Source organism: Natronococcus sp. CG52, assembly GCF_023913515.1.
GTDB classification, from domain to species: Archaea; Halobacteriota; Halobacteria; order Halobacteriales; family Natrialbaceae; genus Natronococcus; species Natronococcus zhouii.
Map to the genome: position 1 here is coordinate 1637564 of NZ_CP099391.1, position 17190 is coordinate 1654753.

The window sequence follows — 17190 nt, forward strand, 5'->3', positions numbered from 1 at the left end:
GTCAGGCGGACCGAACCTTGAACCCGTACCGGGTGACGCCCTCCTGCGTGTAGATGCGTCGAATCGTCGACTCGACCGGGTCGCCGACCGCGAAGTCCGCCGGTTCGGCGTCGGTTCCCATCGCCGGCGCGCTGACGGTCTCGCCGTCCGGTGACTCGAGCGCGACGATCGCGGCCGCGTAGTCGCCCGAGCGAGCCTGCTGGTCGGCGAATTCGGGCGGCGCGCCGCCCTGAGAGATGGTCGTTACGGCCTCGATCGTTCCCTCGCCGGTGAGCCGAACGGTCTCGTACTCCGCGAGCGCACCGCACTCGCCGCAGGCGCCGCTCGGCGGGAACGCCAGTGCGCCACAGTCGACGCAGCGGCCGGCTTCGAGGCGGTAGCGCTGCGGGAGCGACCGCCGCCAGGAGGGGACGCTGACGTAGGCGCCGCCGCCCGAGGGCGGACCGCTCGTGACGACGCCGCGCTGGCGGAGGTACTCGGCGTAGGAGAGCGAACCGCCTCCCTCGAGTGCGCTCTCGACGGGCACCTCGTCGCTCGATTCGACGACGAACGCGTCCGCACCGGCGCCGCTGCCGTGAGAGACGGCGAGGATCGAGTCGCGACCGTCCGCGAGCGCGCCGGCGAGCGAGACGGGGACGCTCGCGGCTCCGAGGTCGCCCAGATCGTGGACGGTCGCACAGGTTTGGATCTCCTCAGTGCCGACGCCCGCGGCGCTCGCCGCACGGTAGGGAAGTTTTCCGTCGGGGGCCTGGATCGCCGCGGCGTCCGGCTCCGGATCGGAGTCCAGACTATCGACTGCGCCGCGGATCGTCTCGGTGAACGCCTGCCGGTCGTACCTGGTGACGTCGAGTCCCTGGGTCTCGTCCGAACCGGTCTCGCGAAACCGGGTACCGGGATAGGGTGCCGTGTGCGATCCGCGATCGACGATCGTCGCCGGCCCCTCGGACCCGAGGACGAACGCCGCGGCCCCGGCGCCTGCAGCGTGATCGACGTCGTCGTCGGGTGCCCCTCGAGGCGCGTCGGCCGCGACGACGAGTGCGGTCTCGGCGTCGCTCTCGAGCGCGTCCATCCCGGCCCAGAGCGCGCGGGTGCCGGCCCGCGTGCTGGCCGTAAACTCGTGGGCGGTCGTCGACTCGGAGAGCGCCAGCATCGCGCCGAGGCGGACGGTCAGGTCCTCCTCCTCGAGCGGCGCTCGCGAGGAGGCGAACGCCAGCCAGTCGACGCTCGAGGCAGAGCAGTCGGCGGCCTCGAGCGCCCTCGTCGCCGCCTCGTACGCCATCGTCAGCGAGTCCTCGTCGGCGCCGGCGACTGCCTTCTCGTTCACGCCCGAGGCCTGGAACCGTCCCCAGGCTTCCTCGAAGGCCTCAGCGCTGATCCGGAACCGCGGCGCGTACGCGCCGGCGCCGGTGACGGCTGCTGGGCTCACGCCTCCACCTCCGTATCGGTCCGTTCCAGAATGTGGACGACCGCCGCACCCCCGCTGCCGCCGACGTTGTGGGTGAGCCCGCGCGTCGGGTTCTCGAGCTGTCGCGGCCCCGCCGTCCCGGAGAGCTGTTTGAACGCTTCGACGACCTGCCCGGCGCCCGTCGCGCCGATGGGGTGGCCCTTCGACTTGAGTCCGCCGGAGGTGTTGACGGGGAGTTCCCCGGTGGGTTCGGTCGCACCGGACTCGATTAACTGACCGGCCTTGCCGCGTTCGCAGAAGCCGAGATCCTCGTAGGCCAGCAGTTCGGCGATCGCGAAGCAGTCGTGGACCTCCGCGAAGTCGAGATCCTCGGGATCGATTCCGGCCATCTCGTAGGCCGACTCGGCCGCCCGCTCGCTCGCGGGGACGCCGGTGTAGCTGTCGCGCTGGAAGAGGCCGACGCTATCGCTGCCGGCGCCGACGCCGGCGACCCGGATCGGCTCGTCCGCGTACTCCGCGACGACGTCCTCGCTGACGATCAGCGCGCAGGCCGCGCCGTCCGAGGTCGGACAGCAGTGATACAGGTTCAGCGGATCCGCGACGACCGGCGCGGACTGGGCGTCCTCGAGCGAGCACTCGAAGCCCAGCTGGGCGTGGGGGTTCTTCGCCCCGTTGGCGTGGTTCTTCACGGCGACCCGAGAGAGCTGTTCCCCGGTCGTTCCGTACCGCTCCATGTGGACGCTCGCCATCTGGGCGTAGACGCCGGCGAACGTGGTTCCAGAGAGACGCTCCCACTCGGTCTCGCCGGAGACGCCGAGCCAGTACTTCGCCGCGTCGGAGCTCAGATCGGACATGACTTCGAACCCGCCCGCGAGGACGACGTCGGCCATTCCCGACTTAACGGCCTGGACGGCCTGCCGGACGGCGAACCCGCTGGCCGCGCAGGCGTTCTCGACGCGGGTACACGGCACCCCATCCAACCCCACGTGCTCGGTCACGGCCGGCCCCGAGAGGCCGAGTTGCCGGCCGCCGACGCCGAGGGTCCCGACGAACGCCTCGTCCACGTCTCCCGGCTCGAGGCCGTCGGGAACGCTCTCGACGGCGGCCTCGAACGCCGTTCGAAACAGTGATCGATAGCTCTCCTCGGGAAAGGCCCCGAACGCCGACTGTCCCGCGCCGACGAGGTACGCGTCTCGCATACTCGAAGCAGTGTGACGGTGTCCCATAAGTGTACGCAGCCCGGATGGCGGTTCGTTCGCGAGGGATAGAAAGACGCACGTACCGCTAACCCGGCTCGGAGGGATGGATCTCCTATGCCCGACGGAGAAGCAGACCTGCTGGACCTGGAGTCCGACGAGGCGCGAGAGGTTGGCGCGGAGATGGCGCGCGAGCCGCCGGATTTCGTCACCGTGACACGCACTTCTACGGCCTCGTGTTCGTCGTCAACTCTCGTCCGAGCACCGTTCAGGGAGAGTTCCGCGGGAGATCGTCGGCCGACTGGCGCTCGAGAGAGTAAGTCGGGTCACCCGCGAAACCGTCATCGTCGACGACAGGTATCGAATCGTTGCGGGTAATTCGACGGTGTCGATCTCGCCGTAGGACGACGATACTCGCGTCAAACATCTACTTACCCCCGTATACTCACTGAAAACGGGAAGAAGTTCAAACGTCTCGGCTCCGTAGTACGACGCATGTCCCGCGCGGCCGAGCTCGCGTCCGTTCTCGAGACGAGTGACTCGCTGGCGATCGTCTGCCACGACAATCCCGACCCGGACTGTCTCGCCAGCGCTCTCGCCCTCGAGACGATCGCGACCGATCAGGACGTCGACGACGTGACGATCGCCTACGGCGGCGAGATCTCCCACCAGCAAAACCGCGCGTTCGTCAACATGCTCGACATCTCGCTCCAGGCGATCAGCGCGACCGATCTCGAGCTGTACGACACGGTCGCCTTCGTCGACCACTCACAGCCCGGAGCGAACACGGAGCTCCCGGAAAGCGTCGTACCGGAGATCGTCGTCGATCACCACCCCGGCGAGCCGGCCGATACGTCGTTCGTGGACGTCCGGATCGACTACGGTGCGACGGTGACGATCTTCATCGAGTACCTGAAGGACCTCGAGATCGACCTGACCGTCCGCCTCGCCTCGGCCCTGCTTTTCGCGTTGCACCGCGAGCGCCTCGATTTCGTCCGCGAGCCGACCAGACGCGAGTACCAGGCCGCACTCGACGTTTACTCGGCGGCGGACCTCGAACTGCTCGAACAGCTGTACGGCAGCGCGTTCTCGTCGGCGACGCTCGACGCCATCGGCCGCGCGATCGCTACCCGGGAGCGGCGGAGTTCGTCGCTCGTCGCGAACGTCGGGCAGACTCCCGAGACGGACGCGCTCCCGCAGGCCGCGGACTACCTGCTCAACCTCGAGGGGGTGGACACGGTGCTGGTCTACGGGATCGTCGAGGATGCGATCCGTCTGAGCGCCCGTTCGATCGATCCGCGGATTCACATCGGCAAGACGCTCACGACGGGCTACGACGATCTCGGATCGGTGGGCGGTCACCACGACATGGCCGGCGGCCGAATCAAACTGGGATTGTTCGCCGACAGCGTCGACGAGGATGCCGACGAACTGCTCGAGTTCGTCGGACAACGGCTGACCCACCGGTTCTTCGAAGCGCTCAACCTCGAGGACGAGTAGGACGGACGCGAAACGGAACCGATCGACTCAGTCGATGTCGATCGCGTGGGACTCCCCGGACGACTCGAGTTTGGGGAGGTGGATCGTCAGAACGCCGTTGTTGACCGTGGCGTGGACTTCGTCGACGTCGACCGGTTCGGGAAGCTGAACCTGCCGACTGAACGACTGGAGCTGTCGCTCGCGACGAATGTAGCTGTCGTCCTCGTCGGACGCGGTTTCGCGTTCGCGCTCACCGCTGACGAGCAGCGTCTCCCCGGAGATGCTGCTAGTGAGATCGTCGGCTCCGTAGCCTGGGACGTCGACGGTGACGATGAACTCGTCGTCGTGGTCGGCGAGGTCGAGACTCGTTGACTCCGCCCCGAAGTCGAACTGGCTCCCGCCGCCGGTCTCCATCTCCCACGTTCGGGGTGTACCGCCGAACTGACGGTTCAATCGGTCGAACAGTTCCTCGAGACTCTCGAACGGGTTTCGTCGGTCGGCCATGGGTCCTCGTTACCGTCTACGGCCCGAATCTCGAAAAAGCCATTTGTCGGCGTCTAGACGGTCAGCGAGGCGGACAGGTCGTCGGCCGAGATTGCGGCAGAATCGAGGGCAGGGCTGGTCGTTTTCAGGCTCCCGACCGTAGCGTCGTCTATGACGAAAGCACTGTTCGTCGTCAGCGAGGAAGGGTATTGGGGCGAAGAATGCGTCGAGCCGCTCGAGACCCTGTCGGACGCGGGCATCGAGATCACGGTCGCGACGCCGTCGGGGAGCCCGCCGGAGATCGACGAACGGTCCCTCGACCCCGAGCAGGTCGGCGAGGAGACGGCCGAACACGTCCGCGAGGTCCACGAGAACGACGAACGGCTGAACGATCCGATCCCGACCGCGCGAGCGGACGCCGAGGAGTTCGACGCGGTCGTCTTCCCCGGCGGTCACGGCACCGAGTGGGACGTCAATCAGGACAGCGACGCGCGACGGCTGCTCCGCGACACCGTCGAGGGCGACGACGGGAAGGCGCTGGTCGTCTGTCACGCCGTCGGCATCCTCGCGTTCGCCCGCGACAACCAGGGGGCGTTCATCGTCAACGGCCGCGACGTGACCGGCTTCCCCAGCGAGTGGGAGGACGAGATCGTCGACGAGAACGACTGCATGCCGAACGGCCGCAAGCTTCCCTACTGGATCGCGGACGAGGTCGAAGCCGCCGGCGGGAACTGGGACGCCGAACTCGACGCCGACACGAGCGTCACCGTCGACGGCGACCTGATCACCGCTCGCGGTCCCGAATCCTCGAGCGCGGCGGGCGAGACGCTGCTCGAGGAACTGGACGTCTAAGCGCCGAAATCACGCGCCAGAGCCACTGAAACGCCCGTCCTCGATCCGCCGGTCGGACGCGCCGTTCCGAACCGGGCCTGTTTTCCCTCCGCGATGCCGAGACTAGCTGTGACCTCCGCCGAACCGTCCCCACTCGAACAACCCGGCCGCCTCCACAGTCGCAGCTACCGGATCACCGTCGACGACGGTCGGGACTCGTTTTTCGCCCTCAGCATCGAAGACGCCGCCAACGACGACGCGTGGCTCATGTCCGACACCGTGCTCGCACTCGAGACGATGCGATAATCGCCGGTGCAGGCTCCGAGGCAGTCGGCCGGAGCCCGCTCGCCGCTCGCGCGTTGCCCTCGCCCGCTACGATTTTAGAGCGACGGCTCTCCCCACCCGACAACCCCATCACGAGAGCGAACCGGCTTTGCGATGTACTGACGGTTCAATCTGCGATACACTGTCGTCTCTTCTGTGATCGATAAACCGCAGTCGAACGACCACCGCCGTCCAATTCCTTGGGAACGGCCGTAGCCTGCCACCGCGAACAGTCGTTCCCGACCCGCGTGAAAGTCTGCGCGGCACGGCGTCCCCGGCAGGAACCGTGAAACCGGTGGCAGCTGCTCGCGGCGTTCGAACCCCGTCACCCCCGCCTAACGCTCGCCGATTCGAGAGGGAACTCACCCAGTATCTCGGGTTCTCGGTTAGTGTCACCGGAAGATATTTACAGAACTATTGAAATGTTATAGGTGTGAAACGGCCCTCCAGGCGGAGCTTCCTTACCGGTAGCACCGTCACGGCCGCCGGCCTCGCCGGCATCTCGGGTGGATCGTACGCGAAACACCTCGCGAGCCTCGACGCCGACTTCCCCGACGACGCTGAGGACGCACTCGCGTTGATTCCGGCGGAGTCAGTCGCGAATGGCGACTACCGGATGGTAATCCTCGCCGACATCGAGGACGAGGACGAGTACGGCTACGAGGTGCGGGAGGTTCTTCGCTCGTTCGACGACCTCGACGCCGACGACGTCTCCCGCGTCGCGACGGCTCGCGTCGCGGATCCTCCCGGTCAGATCGGCGTCGCAGCCGGGTCCTTTGACCGGCCCGACCCGGGCGAGGAGACCGGCGAGCAGGACGACTGGCGGCTCGCGGAAGCGAACGATCGTGCATACGCGACCGCGGAAGACCGCGCGGCGGTCGCCCACGGCGAGGAGTCCGCGGACCTGACGGCCGCGGCTGTCGACGTCGCTGCGGGCGACACCGAGGCGTTTCTCGACGTCCGCGGGGACGCTGCCGCGGCGTTTGAACTGCTCGCCGACCGGCCGCTCGTCTACTTCGCGCCCGACGTCGAGGAGGCGGGCTTCCCCGGCATCGATCCCGACACCCTCGACGCGTTCGCGGCGGGCTTTACGGACGCCCCGAACGTGATCGAGGGCACCGTCGAGAACCGATACGTCCTGTTCCCGGCCGCCGGCATCGACCTCGATGACGAGACCGTCGTGGAGATCGTCACCGAGCTGGAGCCCGGCGTCGCCGCCGAGATCGACGTCGACCGCGAAAACGACATCATCCACACGACGGTGGTCGCCGAGGAGCCGCCGGAACGCGACCGCGAGGCGGCACCCGACGCGCGAATCGTCGCCGAGGTCGATCACGACGAGGGCGTCGTCGTCTTCCGCCACCGCGAGGGTGAGCCGATCGACGCCGACGAGCTCGAGCTGTGGCACGACGGCGAGCTCTCCGACGGGCCGGCCGGCGAGTTCGACGTCTTCGAGGAGGGCGACGAGCTGACCGTCGCCACCGACCCCCTCGCCACGGTCACCCTTCGCTGGTTCGACGAGGACGAGAACGCGTTCTACACGTATGCCACCTTCCTCGTCGGACGGGACGCCTTCGAGGTCGACTACGACTTCGACGCGGAGCGCCTGGAGATCGAGTACGTCGGCGACCGGAAGGCCGACCCGGAGAAGCTGACTCTCCAGTACCGCTCCGATCGCGACGTGGAGAGGCTCGATGGCTTCGCCGACGAGTACGACGCGCTGACCGCGGGCGACGCGGTCACCGCCGAGGGTGTCGGCGTCGGCGACCGCGTTTCGCTGGAACTCGACGTGCCGAACGAGCCACGACGGTCACCGACGCGGCTGGTCAGCCACCGGGTTCGTCCGCCGCGGATCCACCTCCACCGTCGCCCGGAGGAGGGCGTTATCGCGCAGTATCACGACGAGCAAGAGCGCGACGCCGCGGAGTTCCGTCTGCTGGTCGACGGCCGGGAAGCGGAGACGCAGTTTGCCGACCTCGTGAACGCCTTAGAGCGCGGCGACGCCGTCGAACTCGGCGACTACGGTATCGGCACGGAGCTAACCGTCGACTGGATCGCACCGGACGAACCGATCGAAATCGGTGGCTTGGTCGTGCGTCCACACGCGCGATTCGACATGGAGTACGATGGCGGCGACGGAACCCTGACGATCGTCCACAACGAGGGCGACGCTGTCGACGCCGACGACCTCGAGCTGCGCGTCGGCGGCGAGCCGACGGATGTCCAGCCGGCCGACGAGCACGACCGATTCGAGCCGGGCGACGAGCTGAAGGTCGAGGCGGAGCCGTTCGTGGAGGGCAGCCTCTCGTGGGTCCCCGAGGACGTCGACCGCGAGTACACGCTCGGTCGGACGGTGACCGCCGCAGACACCTTCGAGGTAGACTACGATCCCGACGCTGACGAGGTGGAACTCACCTACGTCGGCGAGCAGCGGGCAGACCCCGAGCGGCTGGGCGTCCACCGCCGGGCCCGGGGTTCGGGTGGTACCGACGAACCGGAGCCGCTATTCGCCGAGGGACATAACACGCTAACGACGGACGACGCAATCGTGGTGGCAGACGTCGAGGTCGACGAGCACATCCGGGTCGTCCTCCGCGACGACGAAGGCCGGTACCGACACCACGTCTTCAACTTCACACCGAAGCCCCGCTTCGCGTTCTCCTTCGAGTCCCGGGAGGGCGGCGTCGTCGCCGTCTACCGCGATGAGTTCGCCCGTGGTGCCGCCGAGTTTCGGATCCTCGCGGACGGCGAAGAGACTGACGTTCAGCCGGCCGACGAGCACGACGAACTCGAAGGCGGCGACGAGATCGATCTCGGTGAATTCGAGACGGGGACCGAACTCGTCGTCGAGTGGACCGCCCCGGACCACCCGGTCGAGGTGAGCGACCACGTCATCGTCCCGGACGCTGATTTCGATGTCGTCTACGACGAGAACAAGACGCTGACCGTCACTCACGAGAACGGCGACGAACTCGCCGCCGCCGACGTCCAGTTGTTCATCCAGCCCACGCGGTCCGAGCCGGTGGTGTGGGGCGACGACGGCACCGTCGATGAGGGCGACAGCCGGACGGTTGAACTCGACGAAGACCCGGAGGTCGTCTTCATCGTTTTCCGAGAGCGCGAACTGCTCCACGAGGAGCAGATTAGCGACTGATCGGCGACTCGCGGTCCCCTGCGTTAAGCTGAATCGAGTATCGGATCTCATTCCCACCGACGCAGTGCATTCCCGGTACTGCATCGTCTCGAGTGTGTGGATCGAGAAATCCGCTGATTGAGGGAGTTCTTCGACCTCTCGAGCGCAGAGATCTTGGAAAGGGATCCTGGCTCGCCTTTCCTGCCCTACACCTCGAAGATCCTACTCCTCGCAGCCGTATACTCCGCGGTAGAATCTTTCGGGTGAACGCCGTAGATTCGCCCGCATCAGGGCTCGTTTCTTCCGTGAGCCTTCAAGAACTGAACATTCAAAATCAGTCCCTTTTTACCCGACGGCCGGGAACTGCGACTATGAGCTTCGAGGAAGACGACGACGTCGTCCTGCACGACGAACACAGCGAGTTCGACGGAGAGACCGGCACTGTCACCCAGACGATGGAATCGATGTTCGGCGACGTCACGTACACGATTAGCTTCGAGGACGGTCAGGAGACCGGCGTCCCCGAAGACGATCTCGAGGCGGCCGACGACGTCGACGCCGACGAAGACGAGGAGTAACCCGCTCTCCGGTTGGCCGATCGGGCCGATCACTGAACGCCCCGACCCCCTATCCGTACTGTACCCGAAGATGCCACAGATTCCGCTTCACTACGTCGACTTACGCGCGTTTTGTTACGCCACCGAGGACGAGAAGCGCGTCGAAGAGGCGCTTCGCACGTTCCTGCCCGAAGAGTTCGAGATCGAGCGCGCCGAGAGCGAGGGCCACTACGGCGACCGCATCCTCGTCCTCTCTGCGCGCGTCGAGAACGCCGACGACGTCCGCCACGTGCTCTCGCGACTGGCCGACCTCGAGTCACTCGACGACCTGCTTTCCGAACTCGACGACAGGGTCACCGAGAACACCGAACTCTTCTTGCGACTCGACAAGCAGGCGGCCTTCGAGGGGGACGTTCGTCTCGGCAACGGCATTACGTTCCGCGCGAAGGTCGAGGCCTACCCCGCGAAGAAAGAGCAGGCCGTCGAGAACGCACAGGAGGTTCTCGAGCGACTGCGCGAGGAGCCGTAACCCTCGAGCGCGGCGCTTTTCACTGCCGGCTGTGAGATTCATGTATGCACGTTCACGTCGTCGGTGAGGACCCCGTCCGCGACGCCGTCGCTACCGCGCTCGAAGACGTCGACGTCGACGTCCGAGACGCAGCAGCCGAGGATCTCGAGGAGGCCCGGTTCGCCGTCGTCAGCGGCGTCGCCGGCGCGGCGACGTTCGACCGAGCGAACGCGGCCGCCCGGGAGGGCGACACGCCCTGGATCGCCGTCGAGATCGGCGGCGTCGGCGGACAGCCGCTGTCGTCGGTCGACGCCGCCGTGTCGGGATTCGCCCCGGGAACGGGCTGTTTCGACTGTCTTCGCGCACGCGTCGCGTCGCACCTCGAGGAGAGCGCCGACGAGCCGACGGCGGATCGCAGCGCGGCCCGGTTCGCCGGCGCGGTCGCCGGTCGGGAGTGCGTCCGGGTCCTCTCCGGCGAGGAACGGTCGGTCATCGGCCACGTCGTCGAGATCCCTCACAACCGGCGGCGCTTCCTCCCGGTCCCGAACTGCGACTGCGCGGCCGGCGAGCGAGACCGGACGCTCGAGCGCGACGACGACGCGTTCGACCTCGCGACGGCCGTCGAGCACGCCGATCAGGCCATCGACGACCGGGTCGGCATCGTCGAAAGCATCGGCGAGGTCGAGTCGTTCCCCGCGCCGTACTACCTCGCGACGACGGCCGATACGTCGGGGTACAGCGACGCTAGCGCCCCGGCGCAGGCCGCGGGTGTCGATCCGGACTGGAACGCGGCGCTGATGAAGGCGGTCGGCGAGGGACTCGAGCGCTACTGCGCCGGCGTCTACCGGGACGACGAGTTCGTCCACGCGAGCGAGGACGACCTCGAGCGTGCGGTCTCGCCGACGGATCTGGTTCGACCGGACGAGGCCCCGGCGTACGATCCGAGCGAGGAGCACCGGTGGGTCGAGGGCGAGAACCTCGAGACGGGCGAGACGACGCAGCTTCCCGCCGCGGCGGTCCAGTTTCCCCAGCCCGGCGAGCGGCTGGTCCCCGCGATCACGACCGGCCTCGGACTCGGCTCCTCGCCCGTCGACGCCCTGCGATCGGGGCTGACGGAGGTCATAGAGCGCGACGCGACGATGCTCGCCTGGTACTCGACGTTCGACCCCCTCGGCCTCGCCGTCGAGGACGAGACGTTCGCCGCGCTCGAGCGCCGCGCCCGAAGCGAGGGGCTCACCGTAACGCCGATGCTGGTCACGCAGGACGTCGACGTGCCGGTCGTCGCGGTCACGGTCCACCGGGATCCGGACGCGGCCGGGGACGAGGCGTGGCCGGCGTTTGCGGCAGGTTCTGCGGCGGCGCTCGACGCCACCGAGGCGGCGACGTCGGCGCTGGCCGAGGCACTTCAGAACTGGATGGAACTGCGGAGTCTCGGTCGGGACGGGGCGGACGACGCGTCCGGCGCGATCGGCGAGTACGCGTCGTTCCCGGCCGCGGCGCGCGACTTCGTCAGTGTGGAGCGGACGGTTCCCGCGGCGAGCGTCGGTCCGGACGCGGCTCCGACCGGGGCCGAGGGACTCGAGGAACTCGTCTCGCGGACGGTCGACGCCGGACTGACGCCGTACGCGGCGCGACTGACGACGCGCGACGTCGACCGACTCGGCTTCGAGGCCGTTCGGGTCGTCGTCCCCGGCGCGCAACCGCTGTTCACCGGCGACCCGTTCTTCGGCGAGCGAGCCGAGCTGGTGCCGGACGACCTCGGCTTCGAGCCGCGACTCGAGCGCCCGTTCCACCCGTATCCCTGAGCGACCGCCCGCGATCCGTATCGCTTTATCGCCGCGGAATCTTCGCAGTGACGATGACGGACGAGCCGGACGAGTCGGCCGAACCGATCGCCCGCGAAGCCTACGATCGACTCGCCGCCGGATACGATCGTGAGGGAGAGACGAAACCTGCGAACGCCTACCTCGAGCGGCCGGCGACGCTTTCGTTGGTTCCAGACGTGGCTGGCGATCGGATTCTCGACGCGGGGTGTGGTGCGGGCCATCTCACCGCGGAACTCGCGGATCGCGGTGCGTCGGTCGTCGGCGTCGACGTCAGCGAAGCCATGCTCGCGTACGCTCGAGACCGGCAGCCGTCGGCGTCGTTCGTCCGGGCGGATCTCGGCACCGGGCTTCCGTTCGCGGATCGCGAGTTCGACGGAATCGCCAGTTCGCTCGCGTTTCACTACCTCCGGGAGTGGGAACCGCTCTTCCGCAAACTTCGCCGAATCCTCCGGCCTCGCGGCTGGCTAGTCTTTTCGGTCCAGCACCCCCACGCGGACTTCGTGGAGTACGACGACGCTCGAAACTATCACGAACGAGAGCGAGTCTCCGCGACGTGGGAGTCGTTCGGGACGACCGTCGACGTGCCGGCGTACCGCCGCCCGCTCTCCGCGATGGTCGACCCCGCACTCGACGCCGGCTTTCGGCTCGATCGACTGGTGGAACCGACGCCGACCGACGCGTACAAGCGGGTCGATTCGGAGCGCTACGAGTACGAGTCGACGAATCCGAATTTCCTCTGCTTCCGGTTCGTCGCGTCCGAACGGACCGACGGAACGTGATCCGAGGCCGGCGCTCGCGACGCGTCGACGGAGAACGGCTCAGTCGTCGTCGCGCTCGACGTCCGTTTCGTTCGACCGCTCCTCGGCCTCCTCCTCGTCCGTGATAACCTCGAGTTCGAGTTCGTCGTCGTGGATGGTGATGAGAACGAGTTGGCTCGTCTCGGTGATCGCGGTCGTTTCGACGAGGTTGTCGGCGCCGCGGTCGTCACCGAGCCGCGTGATGCGGAACCGCTGTTCGGACCCCTCGACGTGCGGAGGTCCGACCCGCTCGTTCGGCACTATCGTGTAGCTCTCCTCGTAGGTCTGGCGCTCCGCGTCTCGGGCGTGGGCCTCGAGGTGGACGTTGTAGGGCCGCTCCCCCTCGTTCGTGATCTCGATCGGCACCGGTCGCTGGAGGGTGCCCTGGAAGTGGTCCTCGATCGCCTCGACGCAGCCCGCGAGGCTCGTGACGGCGGCGACGCCGGCGAACTGCAGTACCGTGCGGCGATTCACGGTCGGCCCTCGGGACCGAACGAACGTCAGTATTGCTGTTTCCGGTCGTCTCGTTCGCGGAGAGATGCCGACTTTCTCGAGGCCCCGTTTGTCCCACTCTGGCACGAGGGATTTTGTCACGGTGTGCAAACCTCCGTACACGGAGAAAATCGCCATCGACGACGTCGACGTCGAACGCAACCCGATGGAGGTGCACTCGGTCAGACGGCCGGTCTCGCGGACCCTCGACTTCACCGACTTCGCGATGAACTACTTCGAACTCGAGCCCGGCGAGTCGTTTTCGGGCGGATTGCACACCCATCACGATCAGGAGGAGGTGTTCTACGTCCGGGAGGGCGTCGCCACGTTCGAGATCCGCGGGTCGCAGTCCGATTCGGACGGCACCCGTGGCGACGGTGGGAGCGACGAAACGAGCGAGGTGGCCGTCCGAGAGTTCGTTTCGCCTGACCCGTACCGAGTGTTCGAACTCGTTCGTCCAGGGATAGGCAGCGCTCGCAAACCGTTCGCCGATCGGCGCCTGTGAGCGGTCGTCAACCGACGTTCGCTGGCCGGTCGTTCACATGTTAACGAGCACATTCTCGGCGGTCTGATGAGTCGTATAGTATGATGGCTGGTAACAAAGATGCGCGAGTCGATCGGCGTGACCCCGGTCTGGGCGGGGTCACGGGGCATCGGTCGAGTCGTGGGGAGTTCAACGCTGGTGTGACCGAAACGAAACGGCGCTCGTACTCGAGGGGGTCGACAGACCAATGGCGCGAAACGTAACGATGAGCGTGGTCGGTGTGCTTTCGATCGTCGCACTGATCGCGGCGAGTCTCGGGTGGTACAGAGCGTTCTCGTTCGTCGGCGCAGGGGTCATTCTCTCGGTGTTCGCGGTGGCGTCGATCGAGCGAAGCGCCGGGGATCCCGACCTCGCTCCGTACACGGGGCTGATCGGCGCGCTGGCGGCGTTCTTCCTGCTCGGTCTCGGCGGGATCTGGCTGACGTGGGAGCCGGGTGCGACCGAGTACAGCTACGCTCTCGGCGTTCCGACGCCGACGCTCGTCTACTTCGCGTTCATCTGGCTGTTGCCGCTTACGGCGGCGATCTACTACGCGCTGATCTTCGACCGGATCGCCAGCGAGGAGATCGTCGACGACATCCTCGCGGAGGCGCGCGAAGAACAGCAGCGGGAGTCGTTCCCGCTGGCACCCGAACAGCCGAAACGGTCCATGGAGGCGACCGACGGAGGTGAGGTGAGCGATGAATAATCCCGCCGCGCTCTCCCCGTTCCTGCTCCAGGAAGAGGGAATCCCGGTCGCGGACGATCCGATCATCATCGGCTTCGGAGCAGCGTACCTGCTGATCGTCGTCCTCATCGGCGCCTGGGGCTGGAAGCAGACCGATACCACGAGCGACTTCCTGATCACGGGCAAGAGCATCGGGACGTGGGTGCTCGCGCTGACGGCGTTCTCGGTGATCCAGTCCGGGTTCGGCTTCGTCGGCGGGCCGGAACTGGTCTACTCGTTCGGCACCACCGCGCTGTGGATCTTCTTCACGGCGCCGCTCGGCTTCCTGCTGACGTGGGTCGTCCTCGCGAAGCGAATGCGTGTACTCGCCGATATCCGGAACGTATTGACGCTTCCCGACGCGATGTACGTCCGGTACGAGAGCGACTGGGTTCGGGGACTCAGCGGCGTCGCCGTCGCGCTCGGCGTCGTCGCCTATCTCGCGGTCAACCTGGCCGCGCTCCAGTACGTTATGCGCGCCATCTTCGGCATTCCGCTGCTCTGGGGGCTCCTCGGCGGTGCCCTGATCCTGCTGCTGTACAGCATGCTCGGCGGGATGATCGCCGGCGTCTGGACGGACTTCCTGCAGGCGATCACGATGATCGTCGGCGCCGCGTTCGTCTTCGTCTACGCGATGTCGTTCGGCGGCGGGATGGCGAACATCTCGCAGAACCTGGCGAGCGCGGATCCGAACCTCATCTCGCCGTTCGGGGCGATGGGCACCGCGACCACGGCCGTCTTCGTCGGCATCTCGTGGTGGATCCTGTTCTCCGTCGGCGCGGCCGGACAGCCCCACCTGATCACGAAGTTCTACATGAGCCGTGACATGACGATCCTGAAGTGGGGCGCACCTATCGCCGCCATCTCCTACGCCATCTCGAGCCTGATCGCGTTCTCCGCCGGGCTGTCGATGCGAGCGATGGTCGAAGCCGGTCAGCGACAGGAGACGTTCGCTCCCTCGGAGGTCGGTCCCGTCTTCGTCCTCGATCACACGGGGAGCGTCATCGCCGGGCTGATCCTCGCGGCGCTGCTCGCGGCGATCATGTCGACGAGCGACTCGTTCCTCAACATCGGTGCGGCGGCCATTTCGCGGGACATTCCGCGCGCGATGGGACGCCCCATTACGGACGACAAGACCGAACTCCGCGTGACTCAGGCCGCACTCGCGACGCTGACGGTCCTGTCGACGATCGTCGTCTTCTACTCGCAGGCGCTCGTCGGCATCCTGGGGGCGATCAGCTAGGGCTTCTTCGCCGCCGCGTTCGTTCCCGTCGCCGTCCTCGGGCTGAACTGGAAAGGGGCGACGAAGGAGGGCGCGATCGCCTCGCTCGTCGTCGGGATGGCGTTCAACATCGTGTACAACGTTCCAGCCGAGATGGCGGAGGCCCTCGAAGCCGGCTGGGCCCAGTCGCTCAACGAGACCGTCATGGCGACCTATCCGTTCGCGGAAGCGATGCCGGTCGAAGCGGTCGCGTTGCTGGTCGCGATGGTCGCGTTCATCTTCGTCTCGATCGCGACGCAGAACGGTCAGGACCTCCCGGCCGATCTGCACCCCCTGTTCGAACGATGATGACCGAAAACGAAGAGCCGATCACCCGCTTCGCGCGGTGGCTGCGCCAGCGCCCGAACTCGATCGAGTTCTGGGAACTGGTGCTCACCGACGAGCGGCTCGTCTGGTGTTACGTCGGCCAGTCCTACCGGTCGATGCTGTTGCGAGCCGATATGGGCGAACGTGACCGCACCATCGTCGAGGACAGCCGTCTCGAGGAACTCGAGGGGCTCGCCGAGGAGAACTTTTCGGTCCCGCTCGAAAACCTCGAGTCGATTCGCCACGTCGAGGGAACGCGGTTTCGCCGCGCGCAACTCGAAATCGAGTGGAGAGACGAGGACGGCACCCGGTACGACGGGGAGATGACGCTGGTCAGTACCAGCGAGGCCGATCCACAGGAGGGGGTCGTCGCCGCACTCGAGAACGATCCGCGCCTCGATCACGTCGACGTCGAGACAGAAACGCGGCGCTGGTCGTTCTTCTGAGTCGGTTCTGCCAACCTCTCTGAATCGAAAGGAAGCGGGGGACCGTCTACTGAGATCTACTGACGGATGCGAGACAACGGTATTCAGTTATCTTTGCAACCCCAGCCGAACGCCGTCCAGCCACCGTCGGCAGTAAGCACTTCTCCGGTGACGAAGTTGTCTCCTGAAGCGAGGAACTCGACGCAGTTCGCAACTTCGTCCGGCGTCCCAAACCGATCGAGCGGCGTTCTATCCCTGATATCCTGCTGATCGAATCCGGTATCATCTTGAGCCTGTTCGACCATTTCAGTCATGATATATCCCGGTGCGAGAGCGTTCACGCGTATATCGTGTTCCGCCCACTCGACAGCGAGACACCGAGTGAGATTGTTAACACCTCCCTTCGTCGTATTGTACGGAGTTCGATCCTGTTGTCCCATACTCCCCATCATACTCGAGATGTTGACAATTTCACCGCCGTCTCCCTGTTCGATCATTTGGGCTCCGGCCGCCTGCGCACAGAAGAAGACTCCCGTTAAGTTCACGTCGACGACCCGCTGCCACTCCTCGGGCGACATCTCCTCCGCGGGACCGCGGATGTTGATACCTGCGTTGTTTACCATTACGTCAAGACTACCGAAGCGGTCGACGGTTTCGTCGATCAGATTGTCGACCGACGGTTTTTCGCTCACGTCGACTTCGACCGCGTGAGCCGATCCGCCGCTCTCTTCGAACTCCTCGACAACTTGTTCACAGTCATCGAGTGATCGCGAACAAATAACAACATTATCACCGTTTTCCGCGAACCGATTTGCGATACTCTTTCCTAATCCTCTCGTCGATCCCGTTACGATTACCGTTCGTTTATCTGATCCGGTAGCCATAATATAACTGAT

General features: G+C 66.2%; 16 protein-coding genes and 1 pseudogene. 12 read left to right on the plus strand and 5 right to left on the minus strand.

Translation table 11 applies throughout. The features are described from left to right. Position 1: 1 nt before the first annotated feature. Together NED97_RS08340 and NED97_RS08345 are read right to left on the minus strand one after the other, a co-directional pair. Positions 2–1426 (minus strand): zinc ribbon domain-containing protein, encoded by a 1425-nt coding sequence (locus NED97_RS08340; RefSeq protein ID WP_252490242.1) that lies wholly within the window; start codon positions 1424–1426, stop codon positions 2–4. Beyond that, the gene (locus NED97_RS08345) at positions 1423–2604 is read right to left on the minus strand and encodes a thiolase domain-containing protein (RefSeq protein ID WP_252490243.1); all 1182 of its coding nucleotides are present in this window, start codon (positions 2602–2604) and stop codon (positions 1423–1425) included. Before NED97_RS08345 ends, NED97_RS08340 begins: the two co-directional genes overlap by 4 nt. A gap of 492 nt (positions 2605–3096) precedes the next feature. On the opposite strand from NED97_RS08345, the gene NED97_RS08350 reads away from it, so the two are divergent. Continuing rightward, a complete protein-coding gene (locus NED97_RS08350) occupies positions 3097–4101 on the plus strand; it encodes a DHH family phosphoesterase (RefSeq protein ID WP_252490244.1) in 1005 nt (334 codons plus the stop codon). Between the two features lie 27 nt (positions 4102–4128). Here NED97_RS08350 and NED97_RS08355 read toward each other — a convergent pair whose 3' ends face one another. Beyond that, complete coding sequence (locus tag NED97_RS08355) at positions 4129–4584, minus strand: Hsp20/alpha crystallin family protein (protein WP_252490245.1); 456 nt, start codon at positions 4582–4584, stop codon at positions 4129–4131. A 150-nt stretch (positions 4585–4734) separates the two neighbouring features. Here NED97_RS08355 and NED97_RS08360 point away from each other — a divergent pair, with 150 nt between their 5' ends. The 7 genes from NED97_RS08360 to NED97_RS08390 all read left to right on the plus strand — a co-directional run bounded on the left by NED97_RS08360 (position 4735) and on the right by NED97_RS08390 (position 12521). After that, positions 4735–5415 (plus strand): type 1 glutamine amidotransferase domain-containing protein, encoded by a 681-nt coding sequence (locus NED97_RS08360; protein WP_252490246.1) that lies wholly within the window; start codon positions 4735–4737, stop codon positions 5413–5415. 93 nt (positions 5416–5508) lie between these two features. Further along, a complete protein-coding gene (locus tag NED97_RS08365; protein ID WP_252490247.1) occupies positions 5509–5700 on the plus strand; it encodes a hypothetical protein in 192 nt (63 codons plus the stop codon). 451 nt (positions 5701–6151) lie between these two features. Continuing rightward, positions 6152–8872, plus strand: a complete 2721-nt coding sequence (locus NED97_RS08370) for a hypothetical protein (protein WP_252490248.1) — start codon at positions 6152–6154, stop codon at positions 8870–8872. A 350-nt stretch (positions 8873–9222) separates the two neighbouring features. Beyond that, entirely contained in the window at positions 9223–9429 is a 207-nt protein-coding gene (locus NED97_RS08375; protein WP_252490249.1) for a DUF1918 domain-containing protein, read from the plus strand. A gap of 70 nt (positions 9430–9499) precedes the next feature. Continuing rightward, positions 9500–9937: an RNA-binding protein gene (locus NED97_RS08380; protein WP_252490250.1), complete on the plus strand. Its 438-nt coding sequence runs from the start codon at positions 9500–9502 to the stop codon at positions 9935–9937. Between the two features lie 44 nt (positions 9938–9981). Next, complete coding sequence (locus NED97_RS08385; RefSeq protein WP_252490251.1) at positions 9982–11721, plus strand: YcaO-like family protein; 1740 nt, start codon at positions 9982–9984, stop codon at positions 11719–11721. Between the two features lie 53 nt (positions 11722–11774). Beyond that, positions 11775–12521, plus strand: coding sequence for a class I SAM-dependent methyltransferase (locus tag NED97_RS08390; RefSeq protein WP_252490252.1), 747 nt, complete (start codon positions 11775–11777; stop codon positions 12519–12521). A 39-nt stretch (positions 12522–12560) separates the two neighbouring features. Here NED97_RS08390 and NED97_RS08395 read toward each other — a convergent pair whose 3' ends face one another. Beyond that, on the minus strand, positions 12561–13013 hold the full coding sequence (locus tag NED97_RS08395; protein ID WP_252490253.1) for a hypothetical protein: 453 nt from the start codon (positions 13011–13013) through the stop codon (positions 12561–12563). A 184-nt stretch (positions 13014–13197) separates the two neighbouring features. Here NED97_RS08395 and NED97_RS23340 point away from each other — a divergent pair, with 184 nt between their 5' ends. From NED97_RS23340 to NED97_RS08415, 4 genes and pseudogenes are all read left to right on the plus strand, one after another. Then, on the plus strand, positions 13198–13536 hold the full coding sequence (locus NED97_RS23340; protein ID WP_252490597.1) for a cupin domain-containing protein: 339 nt from the start codon (positions 13198–13200) through the stop codon (positions 13534–13536). Positions 13537–13762: 226 nt separating this feature from the next. Continuing rightward, positions 13763–14263: a hypothetical protein gene (locus NED97_RS08405; protein WP_252490254.1), complete on the plus strand. Its 501-nt coding sequence runs from the start codon at positions 13763–13765 to the stop codon at positions 14261–14263. Next, positions 14256–15851 (plus strand): annotated as a pseudogene (locus tag NED97_RS08410) (sodium:solute symporter family transporter). The gene NED97_RS08405 and the pseudogene NED97_RS08410 overlap by 8 nt, the downstream one beginning before the upstream one ends. Next, entirely contained in the window at positions 15848–16315 is a 468-nt protein-coding gene (locus tag NED97_RS08415) for a hypothetical protein (RefSeq protein WP_252490255.1), read from the plus strand. The pseudogene NED97_RS08410 and the gene NED97_RS08415 overlap by 4 nt, the downstream one beginning before the upstream one ends. Before the next feature lie 83 nt (positions 16316–16398). Here NED97_RS08415 and NED97_RS08420 read toward each other — a convergent pair whose 3' ends face one another. Then, the gene (locus NED97_RS08420) at positions 16399–17178 is read right to left on the minus strand and encodes an SDR family NAD(P)-dependent oxidoreductase (protein WP_252490256.1); all 780 of its coding nucleotides are present in this window, start codon (positions 17176–17178) and stop codon (positions 16399–16401) included. Positions 17179–17190 lie beyond the last annotated feature (12 nt).